Origin of the sequence: Vibrio kanaloae, from assembly GCF_024347535.1 — a bacterium.
Taxonomy (GTDB): Bacteria; Pseudomonadota; Gammaproteobacteria; order Enterobacterales; family Vibrionaceae; genus Vibrio; species Vibrio kanaloae.
Genome location: NZ_AP025498.1, coordinates 1212621 through 1232924, shown reverse-complemented (window position 1 = coordinate 1232924; position 20304 = coordinate 1212621). Strand labels below are relative to the sequence as shown.

General features: G+C 43.4%; 18 protein-coding genes and 1 pseudogene. 9 read left to right on the top strand and 10 right to left on the bottom strand.

Translation table 11 applies throughout. The features are described from left to right. Nucleotides 1-54: 54 nt before the first annotated feature. Entirely contained in the window at nucleotides 55-417 is a 363-nt protein-coding gene (locus OCV24_RS19795; protein ID WP_077681527.1) for a hypothetical protein, read from the top strand. 113 nt (nucleotides 418-530) lie between these two features. Here the strand turns inward: OCV24_RS19795 and OCV24_RS19790 are convergent, their stop codons facing one another. From OCV24_RS19790 to OCV24_RS19770, 5 genes are all read right to left on the bottom strand, one after another. After that, the gene (locus OCV24_RS19790; protein WP_150879339.1) at nucleotides 531-1427 is read right to left on the bottom strand and encodes a sigma-70 family RNA polymerase sigma factor; all 897 of its coding nucleotides are present in this window, start codon (nucleotides 1425-1427) and stop codon (nucleotides 531-533) included. Between the two features lie 379 nt (nucleotides 1428-1806). After that, entirely contained in the window at nucleotides 1807-2139 is a 333-nt protein-coding gene (locus OCV24_RS19785; RefSeq protein WP_017058415.1) for an Hpt domain-containing protein, read from the bottom strand. After that, a complete protein-coding gene (locus OCV24_RS19780; protein ID WP_077681525.1) occupies nucleotides 2133-3716 on the bottom strand; it encodes a response regulator in 1584 nt (527 codons plus the stop codon). Before OCV24_RS19780 ends, OCV24_RS19785 begins: the two co-directional genes overlap by 7 nt. 223 nt (nucleotides 3717-3939) lie before the next feature. Further along, nucleotides 3940-5490 carry a DHA2 family efflux MFS transporter permease subunit gene (locus OCV24_RS19775; RefSeq protein WP_150879340.1) on the bottom strand — a complete coding sequence of 517 codons (1551 nt, stop codon included), beginning with the start codon at nucleotides 5488-5490 and terminating at the stop codon, nucleotides 3940-3942. A 3-nt stretch (nucleotides 5491-5493) separates the two neighbouring features. Beyond that, complete coding sequence (locus OCV24_RS19770; protein ID WP_046225101.1) at nucleotides 5494-6558, bottom strand: HlyD family secretion protein; 1065 nt, start codon at nucleotides 6556-6558, stop codon at nucleotides 5494-5496. Between the two features lie 128 nt (nucleotides 6559-6686). On the opposite strand from OCV24_RS19770, the gene OCV24_RS19765 reads away from it, so the two are divergent. Continuing rightward, on the top strand, nucleotides 6687-7589 hold the full coding sequence (locus OCV24_RS19765; RefSeq protein WP_137008705.1) for a LysR family transcriptional regulator: 903 nt from the start codon (nucleotides 6687-6689) through the stop codon (nucleotides 7587-7589). Nucleotides 7590-7661: 72 nt separating this feature from the next. Here the strand turns inward: OCV24_RS19765 and OCV24_RS19760 are convergent, their stop codons facing one another. Beyond that, the gene (locus OCV24_RS19760; RefSeq protein WP_244291746.1) at nucleotides 7662-9830 is read right to left on the bottom strand and encodes a glycoside hydrolase; all 2169 of its coding nucleotides are present in this window, start codon (nucleotides 9828-9830) and stop codon (nucleotides 7662-7664) included. Between OCV24_RS19760 and OCV24_RS19755 the strand changes: the two genes are divergently transcribed. Then, a complete protein-coding gene (locus OCV24_RS19755) occupies nucleotides 9829-10032 on the top strand; it encodes a hypothetical protein (RefSeq protein ID WP_233896208.1) in 204 nt (67 codons plus the stop codon). The genes OCV24_RS19760 and OCV24_RS19755 overlap by 2 nt on opposite strands. A 116-nt stretch (nucleotides 10033-10148) precedes the next feature. Here OCV24_RS19755 and OCV24_RS19750 read toward each other — a convergent pair whose 3' ends face one another. From OCV24_RS19750 to OCV24_RS19740, 3 genes are read right to left on the bottom strand one after another with little or no spacing between them, the layout of a single operon-like run. Further along, on the bottom strand, nucleotides 10149-10967 hold the full coding sequence (locus OCV24_RS19750; protein WP_136981022.1) for a DUF2861 family protein: 819 nt from the start codon (nucleotides 10965-10967) through the stop codon (nucleotides 10149-10151). Beyond that, a complete protein-coding gene (locus tag OCV24_RS19745; protein WP_102507577.1) occupies nucleotides 10967-11614 on the bottom strand; it encodes a response regulator transcription factor in 648 nt (215 codons plus the stop codon). Before OCV24_RS19745 ends, OCV24_RS19750 begins: the two co-directional genes overlap by 1 nt. Beyond that, the gene (locus OCV24_RS19740) at nucleotides 11592-13001 is read right to left on the bottom strand and encodes an ATP-binding protein (RefSeq protein ID WP_077681521.1); all 1410 of its coding nucleotides are present in this window, start codon (nucleotides 12999-13001) and stop codon (nucleotides 11592-11594) included. The genes OCV24_RS19745 and OCV24_RS19740 overlap by 23 nt, the downstream gene beginning before the upstream one ends. A gap of 272 nt (nucleotides 13002-13273) precedes the next feature. Here OCV24_RS19740 and OCV24_RS19735 point away from each other — a divergent pair, with 272 nt between their 5' ends. Next, the gene (locus OCV24_RS19735) at nucleotides 13274-13807 is read left to right on the top strand and encodes a YbhB/YbcL family Raf kinase inhibitor-like protein (RefSeq protein WP_150879342.1); all 534 of its coding nucleotides are present in this window, start codon (nucleotides 13274-13276) and stop codon (nucleotides 13805-13807) included. Between the two features lie 23 nt (nucleotides 13808-13830). Further along, nucleotides 13831-14628, top strand: coding sequence for a helix-turn-helix transcriptional regulator (locus OCV24_RS19730; RefSeq protein ID WP_136981024.1), 798 nt, complete (start codon nucleotides 13831-13833; stop codon nucleotides 14626-14628). 14 nt (nucleotides 14629-14642) lie between these two features. Here OCV24_RS19730 and OCV24_RS19725 read toward each other — a convergent pair. Then, nucleotides 14643-14989, bottom strand: a pseudogene (locus tag OCV24_RS19725) (MFS transporter); the annotation flags it as partial. 160 nt (nucleotides 14990-15149) lie between these two features. On the opposite strand from OCV24_RS19725, the gene OCV24_RS19720 reads away from it, so the two are divergent. The 4 genes from OCV24_RS19720 (at nucleotide 15150) to OCV24_RS19705 (ending at nucleotide 19986) form a co-directional block, all read left to right on the top strand. Next, nucleotides 15150-16481 carry a D-serine ammonia-lyase gene (locus tag OCV24_RS19720; RefSeq protein ID WP_150879343.1) on the top strand — a complete coding sequence of 444 codons (1332 nt, stop codon included), beginning with the start codon at nucleotides 15150-15152 and terminating at the stop codon, nucleotides 16479-16481. Between the two features lie 254 nt (nucleotides 16482-16735). After that, on the top strand, nucleotides 16736-17536 hold the full coding sequence (locus OCV24_RS19715; RefSeq protein WP_077681519.1) for a hypothetical protein: 801 nt from the start codon (nucleotides 16736-16738) through the stop codon (nucleotides 17534-17536). 250 nt (nucleotides 17537-17786) lie between these two features. Further along, the gene (gene trpS / locus OCV24_RS19710; RefSeq protein WP_150879344.1) at nucleotides 17787-18833 is read left to right on the top strand and encodes a tryptophan--tRNA ligase; all 1047 of its coding nucleotides are present in this window, start codon (nucleotides 17787-17789) and stop codon (nucleotides 18831-18833) included. A 292-nt stretch (nucleotides 18834-19125) separates the two neighbouring features. Further along, nucleotides 19126-19986 (top strand): delta-class carbonic anhydrase, encoded by an 861-nt coding sequence (locus OCV24_RS19705; RefSeq protein ID WP_150879346.1) that lies wholly within the window; start codon nucleotides 19126-19128, stop codon nucleotides 19984-19986. Nucleotides 19987-20304 lie beyond the last annotated feature (318 nt).

The following is a 20304-nucleotide window of genomic DNA, read 5'->3' as shown; positions in this document are numbered from 1 at the left end:
AATTGATAAAAATGCTCTTAGCTATAATAAAGACGAAACAAAAGGAGGAACGACATGTATCGATATGTCAGTTCACCGCAAGCGTCAAAGTACATCGTGCCGCCCCCTCTACACCGCGAGTTGTCGAGTGTGGATGTGCCTGAGTCTGAATTGGAAATGCGGGAAATCTTAAATAATTGGTTTGCTGATGGGTTAGCTCCTATTATTCAAAGTGATGATCACTACATTTCGAAAAGCGACCAAATCCGCTTTGAGAAACTGAGCCATACTGTTGGAGTGTTATTGCGAAACAGAGATTATTATTTCGCAGCCAAACGAATTCTATCTGTGTGGGATCAAGAGAGTATAGAAACTACTTATGTCAATTACTTGCTATTACGCGGTGAGCGAGTTTTATATGAAGAGCACATATTGTAGTCATGAAGTTTCGTTGTCTTATTGACAATACTTGTTAGCGCCTACAACTAGTTATAGGCGACGAATATATTGATGAAAGCTTGATCTTGTGTCTGAGCAGGAAAAAGGTTTAATTACACCCAACCGTCAAATTGAAGCCGCTTTTGAATCCTCTCCACCGCCTCTTTTTGCATTTGTCTTACCCGCTCATTGGAAACATTGATATCGAGCATTTCTCCAACTTCAGATAATGTTTTTACCCTATTTTCGAAGAAGCCAAAACGATGAATAAGGACTTTCTGTAACCTAGGTGGTAACGTGTTTATGATTTGCTCTAATGCTTCTGTAAAACATTGATCCTCACAATCTTGCTGAGGATCTGGAATGTGTTCACATTCACATTGCTCTAAAACTAAAGGTACGTGATTGATACCAACCGTTGTTGTGACATCAATAAAGCCACTTAAAGCGACTAGTTGGTTAACACGTTCGGCTTCAATACCAGAATTTTCCGATAGCTCTGAAATAGAAACCTCTTTACTCATTTTTTTACTGATATTAAGTTTTTTTGATGCGAGGTTATTTATTTCTTTGCAAACGTGAGCCGGTAACCGAACAGTACGCCCTTTGTTCATCAATGCGGATTCGATGTTTTCGCGAATCCACCACACTGCGTATGTTGAAAACCGATAACCCGGATCAGGGTCGTATTTGTCAATGGCTTTGATCAGGCCAATGTTGCCTTCCTCAATGAGATCCAACAACGTAAAGTTATTCCCTTTACGCTTCAGATAACTCTTGGCAACTTTTACCACAAGACGTAAGTTAGATTCGACCATGAGGTCACGAGCTTTTTTGTCGCCTGAACGGTTCAATTTTGCGTAATATAATTCATCTTCACGCGATAACAAATCGATGCCCACAATATCTTTCAGATAGTGAGTGTAGGGATCTCGACTTGCAGAAAAGTGGTCTTTAATAGGAGAATCATCTATAAATCCTGGGAACTTAGCAAAACCTTCATTGTTCATTTCCTTGTCCTTATATAGCCGACTGAACGTTCTGTTTTATGCAACTTGGTTACTATTATGTTGTTTAATTAGAGTGTAGGTAACAGTTTCTTCCTTACCAACAAATAAAATGTAATTTCATATGTTGTGGTCACAAAACCTAGTGCAAATTTTTAACTGATTTCTGTTTGAAAGTACGTGTTTCGTTCTGATTGTGTAATCGTTTGCAAAGTCAGTGTAATCTGTTGTCGATTCTAAATAGTCATGGTGAATTTAAGGCGCGTGCTTTTGGGAATTCAAATATAAAAACAAGCCAAAGAACAGGGCTTTAAATAATTCAGAACACTCGATCTCTTTTCTATGTTTAGCTATCGCTTGTCTGAATTACCGAACACTGTGGTTAATAGGTGCTGAGTACTCCATCTATTTGTTGGTTGATAATTTTTATTTCTCTATATATAACGTCAAGATCGTTATCCTGTGGTGCGAGTTTATTAAGTGTGTTCTGCTCAACTCGTTCTAAGGCTACCGTGGCTTCTTTTTCACCAAAGCTGGCTAATATGCCTTTCAGTGTGTGTACCGTAAAATGAAGCTTCCCCCAATCTTGCTGTTGCACTAATTCATGTATTTCGTTTAACGAGTTTCCATGATCTTCTTGATACGTCGATAACACTACGAAGATGACATCTCTGTCGTTATCTAAGTAATCGTTTAAAGCATCTAAATCTAGCATAAGGACTCCTGTCGGTTACATGTTGAAATTGGGCTAGGAGGTTTAGTGGAAAAACCATGATGCGATGCGTCGTTAATCCATTGCTTCCATCTTTTGGGAAGTTCTAGTTGGGTGATGTCTTGTATAAAATCGTTACTAAGCTGTTCTTGTATTTGAGTTCTATTAACAGCATATAGATAGTCAAGTTTAGCGGCTATCGAATAGGGATAACTGTGAATATAGTCTTTAAGAACTTTTACCGAATCCAAACTTTCGAGGTTGACCAACATGGAAGGTGATAGTGTTTTGGGCTGATCTCGATACAATGCAGTAGCACCACGAAATCGGATACATTCTATGACTACACGATATAGGGAGTACTCTCCAAAGTGAGCAAATAGTGGTAACAATCGGTTGAGTAGATCGGTTGGGGTTTCGTAAAAGCGGTAAGAAAGTAACGTGGCCGCTTTTATCAGTTTTTGATGTGCGAGCTTTTCATTGTTTTCAAGTATGAGTATGTGACAGTGGAAGATAGCCAAGTTTGAGAGAACTTGATGTTGAAGATTGCTTGGCAGTTTTAAATTAACCTGTGTTGCGAACTGGCCTGCATGTTCGATAATTGTTTTTTTATTGTTGGTATCCGTTTCACGCTCATAAGTTGATTTCAAAGAGTTGAAGTAGGTTGATATGGAATTAAGAGCATCAATATCGGCAGATGAAATGCTACTCGCATAAATCTCACCTAGTTTGATTAATACTTGTGTATTGTCGGCGTTTTCAGCTAAATCGATGGCGCGAATTGCACGATGGCTAACACTAGGCGTTAATTCAAAAGATCGTAATGCTAACTTTAAGGCTGGCAATAACATCTGATGCTTTTCGTAAAGACAGCTTAGACAGTCTATCACGCTCAAAGAAAGCGGTTGTGCAACGAGGTAATTGTGCAGTTTATTTATCGCTGATTTTGGTTTACCCAACCCATCTAAAATCAATGCTTCTGCGACCAGTTTCGTTGGGTGCATATTGGTCTGCGATTCATTGAGTAAATCTGAGAGCAGTTCCCACTTCTTACCAGTAATCAAATGCTCAATTAACGTTGCTTCAAACTGTCCTTTGGTATTTTTACCGGGAATTTTTAATGCGGATTTCAGTGCTGCTTGATCATTTATGGGGTAAAGGCTAATGAGCTGAGATATTTGTTTTGCTTCAAGCAGTGCTGTTTGGACCTTCTTTCCAAGCGCGGCAGTATTGATTGGTTTGGTTATAAAATGTTGTGCTTCACCGGATAAAGCAGTCAATACCGTTTCCTGACGCATGTCACCAGATAGCAATATTGTCGCAACGGTATGGTCTATAAGTCGGTTACGATAGAGAATACCTAGCAGTTCGAAACCGGTAAAAGATTGCTCTAGATGATAGTCGATGAGAAGTACATGGAAAGAGTGTGTTTCAACTGCTTTGACCGCTTGTTGATAGTTGGTCGCAATGAAAATATTTCCATGCGACATCCCCAGGCTGACAAGCTGCTGTTTGATAAGAATAGTGGCACTCCTAGAGTCGTCCACAATTAAAACCCTTAGGCCCGGCGATAAGTTCAAACCTTCTTTCCCTAGATATTCAACTATAAATTCAATTTAGGTGTCGAGTTGCATAAAGTCAAGATCCCGGAAACTAGGATTTTTCACTATTAAGATATTGATAGAATACTATTTTCTATGGTGTAAAAATCTCATTTTATAGAATGCTCTGTGTAGCTACCTATAAAAATGACGAACTGATTAGCTCGCCATTTGAATGTTAGGTTAAGAGGATTGGAGTGCTCTAATCACCCATATTCAGAATCAATACAGCGGCCAACACTAAGAAAGCGGTCATCATCAAGAACACATCATTGTAGGCCATGATGGCTGCATCACGTTGCATAGTCCCAAGTAAGCTTGCTTGCGCTTGTTGCATCGCTGTCGCGGCATCACTTCCTGACTGAATGAAAAACGCTTGTTGTTGCTGAAGCGTCTGCCAACCAAGTTGACTCACGGAAGGTAACGATTCCTTGATGTGTGCCAAGTGCTCACGCGTTTTGTTGTCGAGTAGCGTAGCGATAATCGCGATGCTGAAAGCGCCACCTAAGTTCCGCATCACGTTGGTTAACGTTGATGCGTCTGGCGTGTCCATTTTGCTGATGTTCTTCATTGCAACCAAAGACAGCGGAACCATAATAAATGGGCTACCGATAGCACGCAGAACCATAGACAAAATCAGCTGCTGGCCACCAAAATCGATTGTCATGTGCGTATTCACGTAACAACTGAAACCGAACATTGCGAAGCCAAAGGTAACCAAGTACTTAGGCTTAATGATCTGTGTTAGCTTGGGCACAATTGGGAATATCAGAAGTTGTGGGAAACCCATCCACATTAGCACTTCACCAATTTCCATCGCGTTATATTGCTGAATTTGAGTGAGATACATCGGCAGAACATAGATAGAGCCGAGCAATGCCATCCCCAAAATCAAATAGGCGATACAAGACATAGCAAATTGCCCATCCCGCAATAGCCGCAGGTTAACCAATGGCTTTTTGTGTTGGAGTTCGTTTATCACGAAATAAACCAAACTCACCGCCGACACGATACTCAAGCCAATAATAAAGCTCGAACTGAACCACTCTTCACGGTTACCTTCTTCTAGTACCACTTCCAAACAACCTAGCCCCAATGCCATGGTGGCGATACCAAACCAGTCGGCTTTTTTCAGTGTGCCAAGGTCGAGCTTTTCATCATCCAAGCCATATCGGATCATGGTGATCACAAGCAAAGCAGGCGGAATATTGATGTAGAAAATATAGTGCCATGAAAAGTTCTCCGTCAGCCAACCACCAAATGTTGGGCCGATCGATGGAGCAAAGGTCGCGGTTACGCCAAACAGTGCCATACCCACAGCACGTTTGTTAACAGGCAATAACTGAATCACTAACGAGAAAGCAAGCGGGATTAAAGCGCCACCACTGAAGCCTTGCATCGCTCGAAACACGATCATCGAGGTCATGTTCCAAGAGAACGAACACAACAAAGATGAAATGGTGAAGATGGCCGTTGTCCACGTGATATAACGGCGTTTTCCGAGCGCTTTAGAAAGCCAACCACTGAGTGGGATAGCGATCATCTCTGCGACTAGGTAAGACGTAGAAATCCACGAGCTTTCATCCAAGGTGGCTGATAACGCACCTTGAATATCTTTGAGAGACGAGTTGGTGATCTGGATATCCAAGATCGCCATAAACGCGCCAATTAAGCCGCCGAATAGGGCGATCCAATGGCGTCTTGAAACCTCTCCATCATAATTCGTTTGGGTGACAACACCAGCGTTACTCATGGTCTAGCCTCGTTTATCGATGGTCGCTACCACAGACAAACCAGGAAGCAGTCGACCTTTCAATTCTTGCTGATCTGGAATCGTAATTTTAACCGGTACACGTTGAACGATTTTAGTGAAGTTACCGGTCGCGTTTTCTGGTGGTAAGAGCGCAAACTTAGCGCCAGTCGCAGGGGAGAAGCTGTCTACCACGCCTTTAAGTGGCTGACCCGGAAAGGCATCCAGTTCGACTTCTACCGTTTGGCCTTTGTGAATGCCGCTTAGCTGTGTTTCTTTGAAGTTAGCTTCAATCCATACCTGGTTGTTTGGTACCAAGCTCATAAGTGGCGCGCCTGCTTGGATCAGCAAGCCTTCACGGACGCTACGCTTACCAATCACGCCATCCGCTGGCGCGTAAACCTTGGTGTAATCAAGGTTAAGTTGTGCTTGATCTCTTTGTGCTTGAGCTTCAGTCACGGATGCGTTTGCTTGTTCGATTTCACTCGCAATCACGATTAGTTGATCATTACTTGCGACAAGGTTTGCTTTCGCTTCTTCAAGTTCTGCTTGGGTGACTTTTTGTTGTGCGACCATGCTGTCGACTTCATCTTGCGAAGCATAGTTACGCTTTAATAAGCTACGAGAACGCACGACTTGTTGGATTGCACGCTCGTATTCAGCTTGTGCGGAATCAACACGGCTCTCGGCTTGATTTATTTGGCTACGTTGTAACGTTTGTTGAGCGATAAGGTTGTGTACGCTTGATTGAACGACGCTTAAATGCGCATTCGCCTGAGCAAGTGCAGATTGGTAATCACGATCATCGATTTGAACCAACAAGTCACCTTGTTTAACCGATTGGTTATCACTCACGTAAGACTTAACAATATAACCCGACACCTTCGGGCTTATATTAGTGATGTCGCCTTGTAGGTAGGCATTGTCGGTAGATTCAAAGTACTGGCCATAGCCATACCAGTATCCAGCGCCGGCTAAACCCAATGACAGCATGATCGCAGTAGCAATAAGCGGGGCTTTTTTACGTTTTTTTGTGCTTACTGATTGCGAAGCATTGTTGTTCTCTGTCATTTTTTATTTCTCATTTTGTTTTTATTTAGATGTAACGAATTGTAAATGAATTCGATTGACTGATAAGATAGGAATAAAGGGAAACACTGTTGCAAAAATATAACCAATAGCGCTTTGGGAGAAGTACGATGGACTTAAATGCTGTGACTGTTTTTACACAAGTTGTTGATTGTGGGAGTTTCACGCACGCAGCTGAAGCATTGAACATGACCAAGTCGACCGTCAGCCGAAAGCTTGACGAGTTAGAGCAGCATCTAGGTGTGAGGTTGATCACTCGTTCGACACGAAGTTTAGTCTTAACGCCAGAGGGGGAGCGTTTTTATCAGTCGAGCATGCAGATGCAAGAGATCATGAACCAAGCTGAGTTAGAGGTTTCTGCCAATCAGGATTTGATCCGAGGGCAGTTGAATGTTGTGTTGCCTGTCGAATTGGGACATCAAGTATTAGCCACATACATCCACAGTTTCCTAAAAGAGCACCCAAATGTGACTTTGAACTTAGAACTGTCGAATCGAGAAGTTGACATCATTGCAGAGGGGATCGATCTTTACGCGCAAATTGGTGAGTTGGTGGATTCGAGCTTGGTTTCTCGCTACCTCACAACATCGAAGCGTGTATTGGTAGCCAGCCCTGAGTATTTAGAGCAGTTCGATGAAATCTCTTCGCCCAATGATCTTGAACCGCCATTCAGAATGATTGAGGTGGTGAACAAGGCGGCACGTCTACCTAAGTGGCATTTGCAATTAGAAGGCGGAGAGCCGATTTTGATCGATCTGCCGTGTCAGTTACGGGTGAATACCATCACGGCATGCCTAACAGCTTGTGTGGATGGGCTCGGCTTGGCGGTGCTTCCTGAGTTCATTTGTCGGGAACACTTCAAGACAGGTAAGCTGATTCGTTTGTTACCTGAATATGAGATGCCAGAAGTTTCAGTAAGCCTAGTGTATGCAGACAGGCAGTTGATGCCGAAACGTAAAAAGGTCTTTATCGACTATCTACTGACTGCCTTTCAAAATAGGAAGCAAAAGTAACGGGGAAAACCTTAGCGGGTAAATAAGTGCTTAGGCTTCCTATTAATCGCTTTTGCCTAAACCGTATCGAAGCTAATGATAAGTTGACTGCCAATCGACGATTTGTCCATTCGCCAATATAGCTTTGACCGACAGGGCTGCAATATCAATGTTATCGTGACGAAAGGTCTTGTTGGAGAAGTTGGCAATGATCTTACTCCCGTCACTGAACTCGGTTTGTTGAACTTCGCCGCTTTTGTCTAACCAGTCGAAATCGACCAACTGTTTATCCCATAACTGTTCGTGCATCGGTTCAAAGCCATCTTGATAGTGTTTGAGTGCTTTGATCCTTGGACTTGAACTTGATAAAGCTTCATCTCTGGTCAAGTGAACCATCGGTGGTGTGTTGTACAACATGGCGGTTAAGTCTCGTTCTGCTTGTACATTAGTGAACTTAAGGCTGTCTGAGTGCCAATGGTGCGTATTGATTACTTCATCATGGAAAACGGCTTGGTAAAGCGGAATTCGATATTGTGGCGAAAACAGTAGCGACTTGTAGGGCTCTTTAACCTCGGCGGGTTTAAAGAAGAAGTCGGGCTTGTGGTCTGGGTACCAACGACCTAAGTAATAGGGAGATTGACGGTTCTCTTTCATGTCTTTATCTGTCCAGCCAAAACCAACCGTTTCTAAGCCGTGTGCAAACGTGATGCCTTTTGTGGTTAGGCTGTTGCCGTCTTCGGAGCCTAATACTAACGATGGTTGCTCGCTAAGCCACTGCATTCGGTTGTTGAAGGCAGAAAGCATGTCCGACTCGTTTGTATTACCATTACTGTTGCTATGATTGTCTATAGATCCGCTGTAATCTTCACGTGCCATGGCGGTTGCATCAACATCTAAGAACAAGCTGTTGAAGTTGCCGAATCTCATAATGTCTTGAGCGCGCTGTTTTACGTATTCTAAATGGCAATTCGGGTTTAGATAGAACCCGTTACCTCGAAACCCTTTTTTTAGGCTCCCATCTGCCATTTCAATGGCACAACTCTGACGCATCGGCTCTGGTAATTGAGCGGTTAGCCAGTTGTCATTGAGTTTCGCATGAATGGCTGTGTTGTAGGAATCGTAAGTACCGACCAGATATCCGGACTGTTTTGCCAGAGCCACGGCGTTAGGTTGATAGAATGCTGGCATCCAATTGTCGAATCCGAGCCACAGTTTGTTTAAACCTGCCTTGTTTAGATTGGCGACCATGTCTGAAGACAACGCTTGTCCCCAAGTCTGTGACGAGTTTAGGTAAGGGGAAGCGTGCTCTAGCAACCAGTTCTTTTTATTCTGTGCTGCTTTGTATTGCGCTTTAATCGTGTTGTTTTCGAGTGTCGGATTACCGATTGGAAATAACACCTGCAACGACTGGCTAATAGAGTCCAACAATAACTGTTTGTGGTACTGACTGAACCAATCTTTACCCTTGGAGAATGATGAAAGCTCCCTTTTCGCTTCCGCAGAAACGCTGAGTTTAGACCTCTCTAGATACCATGTTTTCAATCCCCACCAGTTGCTTACGTCTTGGGTGCTCAATGGATCTTTGCCAAACAGGTAAATGTGGCTTGCACCGATTAACTTACTCACATCTGGATTGCGTTTTTGTTTAGCAATCAGTGTTTCAGAAAGGTCATTTTCGACACGCGAATCGCGGTAGTGTTTCGCTCCATCTAACCATGAGTCTCCAAGGGTGATACGAACAATAAAAGGCTGTGATTGATTGAGCATCGTAAATTGGTGTGATGCCTTCATATCAATTTTGGTCTTGGAATTAGATGAGGTATCAGAGGATGCTTCTGAAAAAAGCAGTTGATTGCTGGTTGCATTAACCATCTGATAGCTAATGAAATGATTGTTTTGCTGCACCGTCCAAAAAGGCATCTTTAAGTCTTGAGTGGTGTTACTTCCAGAATGGTTGCCGACGAGATAGCTTGCCCAAAGCTTGTTATCAGTAGGTACGCGCATGCCTTCACTAAAGGGTAGAAATAGTGTCTGAGTTTGTTGTTCTGCAAGATCAAACCACGCCAACTCTACGGGTTCGTTTCGCTTCACCTGTATATTTGAAGGCAAGCTGAACTGAAAAGTGAGCTGATCTTGATTAAGCTCGGCCTCAACGTTTATCCCGCTGGGTACTAAGGTCCAAATGGCGATTTTTGCTGAGTCAGCTTTATCGGAAAAGCCAACGACCAGGTTGGTCGCTTTCTGTGGTTTGCTATCAACCATGAGAGTACCACTGTTAACGCTTAAGCCGTTCCAATCTATCCCAAAAGTCTTTGATGAAATAGAGACGGTATTGCTGGTAGTGGTGTTAGCGTTAACAGTGCTGTTACTGGTGAGCGTTATTTGGCTCGCTTGTGCATTGGATGAAAACAGACAAGCTGTTGTTAAAGCCACAATGGCACAAGTAGAAAGATTGAGAGGGTGACGTACGCTGAGCATATCTAGATTCCGTAAAGGGTAAGTACGGTTATTACACCTAAGTAGCGCTAGTGCTTTGTCACCTATATGTCTCTATTTCTGTTTGGCTTTAGTGGTATTCAATTAGAAAGGCACGGCGACGCGTTGCACATATTGGACTTCAATAGCGCCTTGGTATTCAAACATTTCAACCGAAGCACTCAAATGTTTAGCTTTTGAACCTGAAGGGCTTTCTGTTGGAACCGGTGCTCGCGTTGTTTTGAGTGGTACCTTGAAACCTAACATATTGTAATTTTCATCAAACCACTGCCAATTGACATGGGTGTCTGGACAGTTGTCGATTACCTTGGGTGGCGTTACCAAAATATGCGGGTTATTGAGTTTGCTTTCGAGTATTAGCCATCGTTTGCTGTCATCCAAAGCCGCAACAATAGGGTAGTTGTGTGATCCTATGGTTAACTGATAAACACCAGATTCCGGTTTGAGAAACATTTCGTTAGTTTCAATCTCTTGATATGCCGCATCAGAATTGAGTTGCCCGTCGATAATAGTTTTCCCATCAGGTGACACCAGAGATATTCGTCGTGTTTGAGCTTCTATCGCTCCATTCAACTGCTCGACAGAGAGTTTAATCTGATAGCCTTGTGAGGAAAGGCCATGGCGCCAGATAAAGCTCACTTGGACGTGGTTGTTGTGTGCTGCACTTTGTTCAAGAGTGCCTCCACATTGAGTCCTACTTAAGATCTCTTGTTTTACGGGTAGCCAAAGTTGGCTATCAAGTTTCTCCTGATTAAGTGCGATTTGCAGCTCTTGCCACGCAACTTGAGGCTGGTCATCAAGCAGAGATTGATAGGTGTGCTGCAATGGCGTGTCAGTAAACCAAGCCGCATGACTTGTGAACGGCAAGGTGCAGAGCAGTGCGGTTAACGAAGTGACTTTCATTATGACTCCCCAGCCAAGCGGTAACCAACGCCGCGATGTGTTTCGATATTCAATGTTGGCAGCTTCTGGCGTAAGCGCAGTATGTGATTATCAATAGTTCGAGTACTAGGAAAGGCCTGATACCCCCAAATCTTATTGAGTAACTCATCTCGGTGAAACACTCGGCTTTGGTTCTGAATAAACAAGACCAATAACTGAAACTCTTTAGGTTTTAACGTGATAGGGCTTTCATCCAGATAAGCGATCCGTTCCGACAAGTTGATTTGGATATTTGCGTAATTTAAGAGGCTCACACCTAACGGACGAAGTTGGGTAATGACTCGAGCAAGCAACTCTTCGTTAGAAAAAGGCTTAGTCACGTAATCTTTAGCGCCTGCCATTAAGCCTTCTACGCGTTGCTGGACTTCCACTTTAGCGGTTAACACAATCACAGGAAGCGCTTTGAGCAATAACCAATTCGGCAGGTGTCGCAAACTGTCACCGTCTTCGAGTTGTCGATCCAGTATCACAAGATCGGCTCGAAACCATTGCTTACTGGCACTCTGTGAATCCTTCGCCCAAAGGCATTGGTAACCATTGGATTCAAAGAAGCTGACGAGGCCTTGTCCAAGCAAATGGTCGTCTTCAATCAGCAGTAGGGTGTTCATAAGCTAGTTCCAAAATACATCGAGTCGGGTTACGAAGAATAATGAGGCGACCATTCACTTGTTTCATCAGGTGTTCGACAATAGTTAGGCCAATGCCCATGTTGTCTTGTCTGTGATTGGTATTCGGTGTTGTTCGAGATACAAACCGTTGCAGAAAAGAAGGGAAGTGGCCTTCGTCTTGCACCTCAACCCTGAGCTTTTCAGCGAGTTCGACTTTTACCAAAACCTCACCTTTACCGTGTTGTTTGGCGTTTTTAATCAAGTTATCTAGGCAGATGGTTAGCCAGTAATACGGTAGGTTAAGTTCGGCATCACTTGATTCACATTGATACTCGATATTGTGCTTTTCACATACATGATCGAGCCACTCCTCTAAGGATGCGTTTTGCTTTAACAAAGGCTCCGACTGATCCGCACTTAGGTACACTTTGCTGTTTTCGGTGAGCTGAGAGAGCCTTTGATAGTCTGAGATTAAGCGCCAAACCGCATCTTGGGTATCATCGGGAAATTCATCGTACCGATTTCTAAACATTTCGACGGTTAAGCCAAGGCTAGTGATCGGGGTTCGTAGTTCATGAGTAAGGAGTTGCAGTACAAACTGCTTCTCTTTGCGGTCTTTCCGTCGCAGGTATAAGACTCGGCCTAGTACTGAAAGTAGCAAAAACAGCAGGACAAAGGCCAAAATTTTCATTAGAAGCGTGCCATTGTTCGATTCAGCCAGGCACAGGTTACTGTAACGAAAAGAACAGTTTTTCCCTAACAATGTCACTTTTTGTTGATCAGCGATAGGTTGCCAAACTTCCGACGGAATCGCTTTCCAACCTTGTTCACCACTTAACCAAAGAACATCACCTTGTTGCCAAGCGCGGTATCCATTGAGTAGCGCCTCTTTTCCGTTTTTTTCTAAGCTTTCTAGCTTGTTGTACAACGGGTGAAACGGATTGCTAATACTTAAAAATGGATGAATTTGTTCACGTTTCTCTGGGTAATGAGCCACATAACGGTCAGCAAAACTGCCACCAGCAGGATGTCGTTTTGAGTGTGCCGCAAACCAGATGGAATCCAACGGTTTTTCCTGACACAAAGCCAGCTCGAATTCGATGGCATCATTCAAAAAAGGGTTGGTGTTTTCAATCGTTAGGCAACTATCTTGTATTGTGGCTAGCGCAGTGATGTCGCCCCAACTGAATTTTTTGAAATCAGGGTAGCGGCTGCTTTCCTGAAGCAAAACTTTTGGATACTGAGATAACTCTTTTTGAGAAATAGAGATAGGAGACGATTGCCAACTGAGTTGGTACAGGGTTTGCCACTTGTCTTGCAAGCTTTGGGCATTGGCTAATGTTGGTAGCCAAAGGGTCAAACAAAGGGCTAATGTCAGCCTGCGCATCCAGTCATTCTCATTAAAAGTCATTAGGGCGAGTCTAAAGAGTTTTGGCTGAGATTTGTAACCTGAATGTCAACAAGTGCATTTTTATTTAAAACTGTGATAAGCCTGCAAGATAAATAATACAGGTAGCTAAAATTATGTACTTGTATAATGACGATGAATTTCAGTAAGTATCATTTGATGGTTTTAAGTTGATTGATTGTATACTTACTGTCATTTTTTTAAGAGTGAGAGTGACTATACTGGATTTAAATCTAATAAGAGGAACTACCATGAAAACAACTATTAAATCAATATTGGCAATGAGTATTTTGGCTGCAGGCTCGGCTCAGGCATTTGAACTAATGAGTAGTGATATTCAAGAAGGTCATCCTATGGCGAAGACGTTTGAATACTCTAGCTGGGGCTGCGATGGAGATAACTTATCACCGCAGTTGATGTGGAAAGATGTGCCAGCAGGTACCAAAAGCTTTGCTATTACAGCTTACGACCCAGACGCACCAACAGAAAGTGGCTTCTGGCACTGGGTTGCGTTTGATATCTCTGCAACTGTGAACGAGCTTCCTCGTGGTGTCGACATCTCTAAAGTCGGCGGCAAAGAAGGTCGTATTGATTACGGTACAGTTGGCTACGGTGGCGCTTGCCCTCCAGAAAAAGATGGTATGCACCGCTACCAATTTACAGTTTGGGCATTACCAACGGACAAACTTAACTTAGACGAAAACACGCCGTCGGCAGTGGTTGGATTCACGTTGAACAGCATGGCTTTAGACAAAGCGAAACTGACGGCAACTTATACTCGTTGATAATAAGTAAACAAGGGGATGAGATGAATCATCAATATCAAGTGACGATCTTTCGTGCAGAGCAGTTACAAAAGCTGCGTAATGTGAGGATTCTATCCCCTAGTATCATTCAGATCATTACAGGCAGTAAGCGCCTGTTTTGGAAAGACTCAGCGGCCGAACTCTCACATTCTGAGCTGTTGTTGTGTGAGGCATCAGCTTCACTAAGCTTTGAGAACATGCCCCACAAAGGGCGCTTCTTGTCGCGAGTATTCAGCTTTCAATTCCAACCTTCTCAGGCGATGCTTGATTTAAGTGAGGAATGGTCGAATGATCTGGGGTTGCCTACAGTCAAAGCGGATCGAAACTTACAAGACTCACTCAACGCGCTGTTTTCGTTTGATACACAGAGCATGAGCAAAGAGACTCAACAGTTTTGGTTGCAGGGCTTGTACCAGCAATTAGCCGAAAAAGGGGTGTTGCATCGATTGTTTGCGAGTGCCAACGTCTCGTTTAGCCAAAAGCTCAGCCACTACCTTTCACATTCACCTGATGAGAAGCATCCGCTAGAATCGGTAGCGGAACGCTTTGCGATGAGTCGCGCGACACTGATTCGGAAGCTCAAACTGGAAGGTATGCAATATCGTGAGGTACTGGCTGAAGTTCGCTTGAGCCATGCGCTTTATCTGATGCAAAACGGACAACAAAATGTTGCGATGTTGGCTCAGTCTTGCGGTTATCAATCGGAAGGGCGTTTTAGTCAGCGCTTTAAAGGCAAATTTGGTTTGTCACCAAGTGAATACATAAAAACCATCGTCAGCAATAGAGTCGCGACGCCATAACCATTCTGTTTGTCCTAAACGCTCACTTTTTTGTCTTGTGCTGCCAATGCCGCGAAAATCGTGCACGCAAATGCAACGATGCGATCAGCAGAATGGGAACGCTCCAAGAATCGGTTTGAGCATGAAGCTTACCCACCAGCGTTGGACCCTTTGCCGCTAAGGCATAACCGATTTCTTGAGCCATACCCGATAATGATGCGCTTGGCTGCTATTCGATGTACGTAAGTCAACAAAAGAGAGTGCGGTAATAAACGTCGAGCAGTTGGCTAATCCAAAGAGTGATGAGCCATTGTTGATTTTCACTTTTGGCTAAGAATGGCAGTAACAGCATTCCCGGAACCATAGTCGAAAATTGCAGAAATGTGCTATTACTAAGAGAGGCCCTCATAGGTTGCTCTATTGGTTACTTATGAGAAGAAAAGCTAGCCTACAGAGCATTGAATGATTATACAAATACCGTTTAAATAGGTTTACTAATAACTGAACCAGCGTAGTTCGCGCTTTACTAGAGAAGGTCACCCATGACTGTATTGAATATTGACAAGCTCATTTCAGACTTCCCATTGCTTCAACGGTTAGTTGATTTGGAAGAAGTGACTTGGTTTAACCCAAACATCACGACGTTGAAGCAAGGTTTACCCTATGTGGGATTAGGCGAACAAGATATTCACGATGCGAGCATGAGGTTACAAAGGTTTGCTCCTTACCTAGCCAAGGCGTTTCCTGAAACTCAAGTGACCAATGGCATCATCGAGTCTGAGCTTGTTGACATTCCATCTATGAAATCAGTATTGGAAGCACATTATCAGCAGTCTATCAAAGGGCGTTTGATGATGAAGAAAGATAGCCATTTGCCGATTTCAGGTTCAATCAAAGCGCGCGGTGGTATCTATGAAGTACTAACGCATGCTGAGAAGCTTGCGATTGAAGCTGGGTTACTGCTTGAGAGTGATGACTACAGTAAGTTACTCGAACCTGAATTTCGTGACTTCTTCCAACAATACAGCATTGCGGTAGGCTCCACTGGTAATTTAGGCATGTCGATCGGTATCATGAGTGCCAAATTGGGCTTTACGGTCTCTGTTCATATGTCGGCAGACGCGAGAGCTTGGAAGAAAAGCAAACTTCGTGAGCATGGCGTCAACGTTGTTGAATATGAACAAGACTATGGCGTTGCGGTGGAGCAAGGACGTAAAGAGGCAGAACAAGATCCTCGATGCTTTTTCATTGATGATGAAAACTCGCAAACCTTGTTCCTTGGTTATTCGGTGGCAGGGCAAAGGCTCAAACAGCAATTTGAGCAACAACATATTTCAGTAGATAAAGAGCACCCATTATTTGTTTACTTACCATGTGGAGTAGGTGGTGGGCCCGGTGGTGTCGCATTTGGCTTGAAGATGGCTTTTGGTGATCATGTCCATTGTATTTTTGCTGAACCGACTCATTCACCTTGTATGTTGCTCGGTGTTCATACCGGTTTGCATGATGAGATTGCGGTGCAAGATCTTGGTATCGACAACCTCACCGCCGCAGACGGTTTAGCGGTGGGGAGGGCATCTGGCTTTGTCGGTCGAGCGATGGAGCGCTTGCTTGATGGTTATTACACATTAACCGATGAACGCATGTATCAACTACTAGGTGAACTGAACCAAGCAGAGGGTATTCAACTTGAGCCTTCAGCACTCGTGGGTATGCCGGGTGCGATTCATGTTGAGCAAAATAGTGAATACCTTGCTCGTCTAGAAATTGATGAGTCGACTCTAGCGAATGCAACACACCTTGTGTGGGCGACAGGCGGAGGCATGGTGCCATCACAAGAAATGGCAGCTTACTTAGCTAAGTCATCGGTTTAACCCCCAAGCTTTTATGAGCTAATGTTTTTTACAAAGAGAAGCTGTTATAAATATCAGCGGTTAAAAGATAAGTCATGATAGAAGAGTGTTGTTTATCGGTTGAACACACTCTTTCTCACCTCTAATTCCCATCGTAACTTAAACAATAACTTGCGCAGATCGTTATCCAAAACACACATTTTATAAATTAAACTTCTTAGATGTTCTAACTATCAGTTAGGTTGAGTGGCATTTAACTTGATAGGAATTAAGCAATGCAAACGGATAAAGTGATGCAGACAAGACACATAAACACACCAGAAAAATTACTCCAGCGTTTAGATGCAATCGGGGAGTCTTTGGAAGCATCGAGTAAGGCTCATGCTTTATTGGGATTGGGCTCAGTAGGTATTGAAACGGAGCGACTTGATCAGTATTCAGATGTCGATTTTTTCGCGATAGTACAAACAGGGCACAAGCAGTATTTCTTAGACAGTTTGCATTGGCTATCTGATATTCACCCAATCGACTACGCGGTGAGAAATACTGTCGATGGCTATAAAGTCCTGTACGCCGACGGAATTTTTTGCGAGTTTGCGGTGTTTGAACCCCACGAGTTAGCGCATATCCCCTTTGCTGAAGGGCGCATAGTTTGGCAGCGACCTGAATTTGATACTCAGTGCTGTATCCCATCACAAAAGGGCACGGCAGAAGTTAATTCGCAAGCGTGGATCATAGGCGAAGCATTAACCAATCTTTATGTCGGCATGTCTCGTTATAACCGAGGCGAAAAACTGTCGGGCAGTCGGTTTGTTCAATCTTACGCTCTCGATCGTTTGATCGATCTTGTGGATCAAACTGAACAGCCTGAGCCTGAATTCGTTGATGAATTTATGTCTGATAGAAGGTTAGAAGTACGCTTTCCTAAGTTTGCTCAATTGCTACCAAGTTTTACACAAGGTTACGAGCGTACTGCTGAATCGGCACTTGCCCAATTAGCGTTCCTCAACACCCACTTTACAGTCAATCAAGCCATGTGTGACCGAATCACTGAACTGTGTACCAGTAACGATTAAGCCTATAACCTGTTAATCTTAAACCTATTTTCTTGGTGCGCGTAAATAACAGTTGTCGCTCGTCAGTATTGTTGATAAGTTTTAACCATGAAATTTAATTCTGCTTCAACTTCAATTTTCTTTTGGTGGTGCTCTTAACAGAGCAGCACGGAATACTCACATTCTTTAGCTGCTGGACGGTAGCTAAGAATGTCATCAAAAATGTCGCCTCTTTTTATCTCCAGTAGCCTTTTTAACTTGGAGATACACCATGAATACCAACTCAAACAGCCATATCGACAGCAACAGCTATACCAACAAGCCTGAAATCATTCTGACTGGCGATAGAGCAACTGGGCCTTTGCATTTAGGTCATTACGTCGGTTCACTTAAACAAAGAGTCTCTTTGCAGCATATTCACGACCAAACGATACTGGTTGCCGACATGCAGGGGCTTACTGATAACGCCCATAATCCAGCAAAGGTTTCGTCTAACATTCTCAATGTGGTGGCTGATTATCTCGCGGTGGGCATTGATCCGACCAAGACCACGATTTGCCTTCAATCACACCTATCAGCACTGGCTGAACTCACTATGTTCTACAGCAACCTTGTATCTATCGCTCGGTTGGAGCGTAACCCAACCATGAAAAGCGAAATCCAGAACAAAGAATTTGGGCGCTCAATTCCTGCTGGCTTTCTGACTTATCCCATCTCTCAAGCTGCCGATATTACGGCGTTCAATGCAACCTTGATTCCTGTTGGTGACGACCAATTGCCAATGCTAGAACAGACCAATGAGATAGTGAGAAAAGTAAACTCACTCGCGGGTCCGCCAATCTTAAATGAGTGTAAACCTCTGCTAAGTAATGCCTCTCGTCTTCCTAGCACCGACGGCAAAAGCAAGATGTCTAAATCAATGGGTAACGCCATTAATTTAGGTGCAACAGAGAAAGAAATTCGGGCGGCTGTGAAATCTATGTATACCGATCCAACTCATCTAAGAATTGAAGACCCTGGCAACGTCGAGGGGAATATAGTGTTCACTTATCTTGATGCTTTTCATACTGACGTTAACTATATCAGTGAACTAAAAGAGCACTACCGAAGAGGTGGGTTAGGCGATGGTCAGACGAAGAAAGTATTGGAAGAGTGCCTGCAAGATATGTTGCGTCCAATCCGCGAAAGACGAGCTGAGCTTTTAGATGATAAAGCACAGCTTATCGATATCTTACGTAAAGGCACTCAGGTCTCGAAAGAGAGAACTGAATCAGTGCTGTTTGAGGTTAAAGACCTATTTGGGCTGAATATTTTGTAAATAAGTAGATGCAATCTCTGATATTGGAACCTTACGGATCGACCTATTTGAATAAAGATACCGTCGACACAATTAGGCGCTTGTTCGATCTGTCAGGTATTTATCGTGTTTAACGCGCTACGTGTATTAAAGCTTTTAAGACTATTCTCAAAAGCTTTTACACTCATATCAAAGTAAACAATGGAATCTAATCTTACTAAGACGGTACCTTATATTCACTTTTGATTACTGTAATATGTGCGCGGTGAAGTTCGATATTTAGGTCGATTTATCAATATTTTAGGGACGAAGCATGAAGAGTAGAAGTGTATTTTTAAGTGTAGTTATGGCTATATTGTCAGGTCAAGCAAGCGCGTCTAACGCGAACCATGAGCCCGTTTCCGACAGTGTCATAGCCGAGCAAAGAATGCAGTTATTGGAAAATACACAAGGGAAAGGGTTTGGCCCGCAAGCTCCTCGAGATTTAGGTTCTTTCGAAGGCACTAACGCCCACCTGTTTTCGGACGCACCAGATTCAGCGGTTATGAACTTGTGTAATATTCATTTTCATAAAAATGCTGAGCACAAAGGCGGTGAGTTTACTCAATACGTCGGTAACGGTGATGGTAAAGGTTTCCAAAGTGGTTACAAGTACGAAGGTAAGTTGAGTACCAATGAGCTTAAATCATTTAGTCAAAAGGTTTGCCCTAGTGAGCATGGCTCTCTTTATTCGGGTGATACTATTGAGGTGCATTACGTGTACTCAACGGCGCAAGTCGCACCGGGTGAAACGCTTGCGGCTTGTTTCAATGATGCAATTACTAACCCGCAACTGCGTGTAGAAACCCAAGTCTATGTGTTGGTGAATGACGATAAAGCACTCGACTTTGAAACCTTGGCTAAGCACACTAAAGTCGATGGCTTGCACCAAGCCCCCAATATTCCGAAAGATACAGGAACTGCGATTCAATATTCAGGTTCTACCACCGGTCCTAGTTACAATGAACAAGGCTCGCCTTTCCAAGTAACATGGAACGTGAGACCACAAGTGGCGAAAGTTAATATTGCGACTGTTGGCCGTTGGTGTGAAGGAAACGACTTTAACGAAGATCACGCACACGGTGTGAGAAATTTAGTGGTAAACCCAGATCTACTGTCACCAATCCGCAACTAAATCGGTATATTTGATGGCTAGGCCATTACCTCAACTAGCTATGTGGCTGACTAGATATCACTAGCAGGGCGGCCTCCTTAGGGCCGCTTTTGTTAAATCCCCTAATCCTTTCTAAATTGGCATGATTTAAAGCTGCGATACCGTAAGTATTTGTGTTTAATCATTTCTATTTATCGTCTTTATACTTCTCTCCCAACCTTCAAGTAACTAACGCGTTCCAAATAATTAGGAAACATTGTGCAAATGTTACGATTTCATGGTTTTTCATACAATTTCGCTAAAGTTATCGAGCTTTAGACAGATAAAGAACAGTAGCGA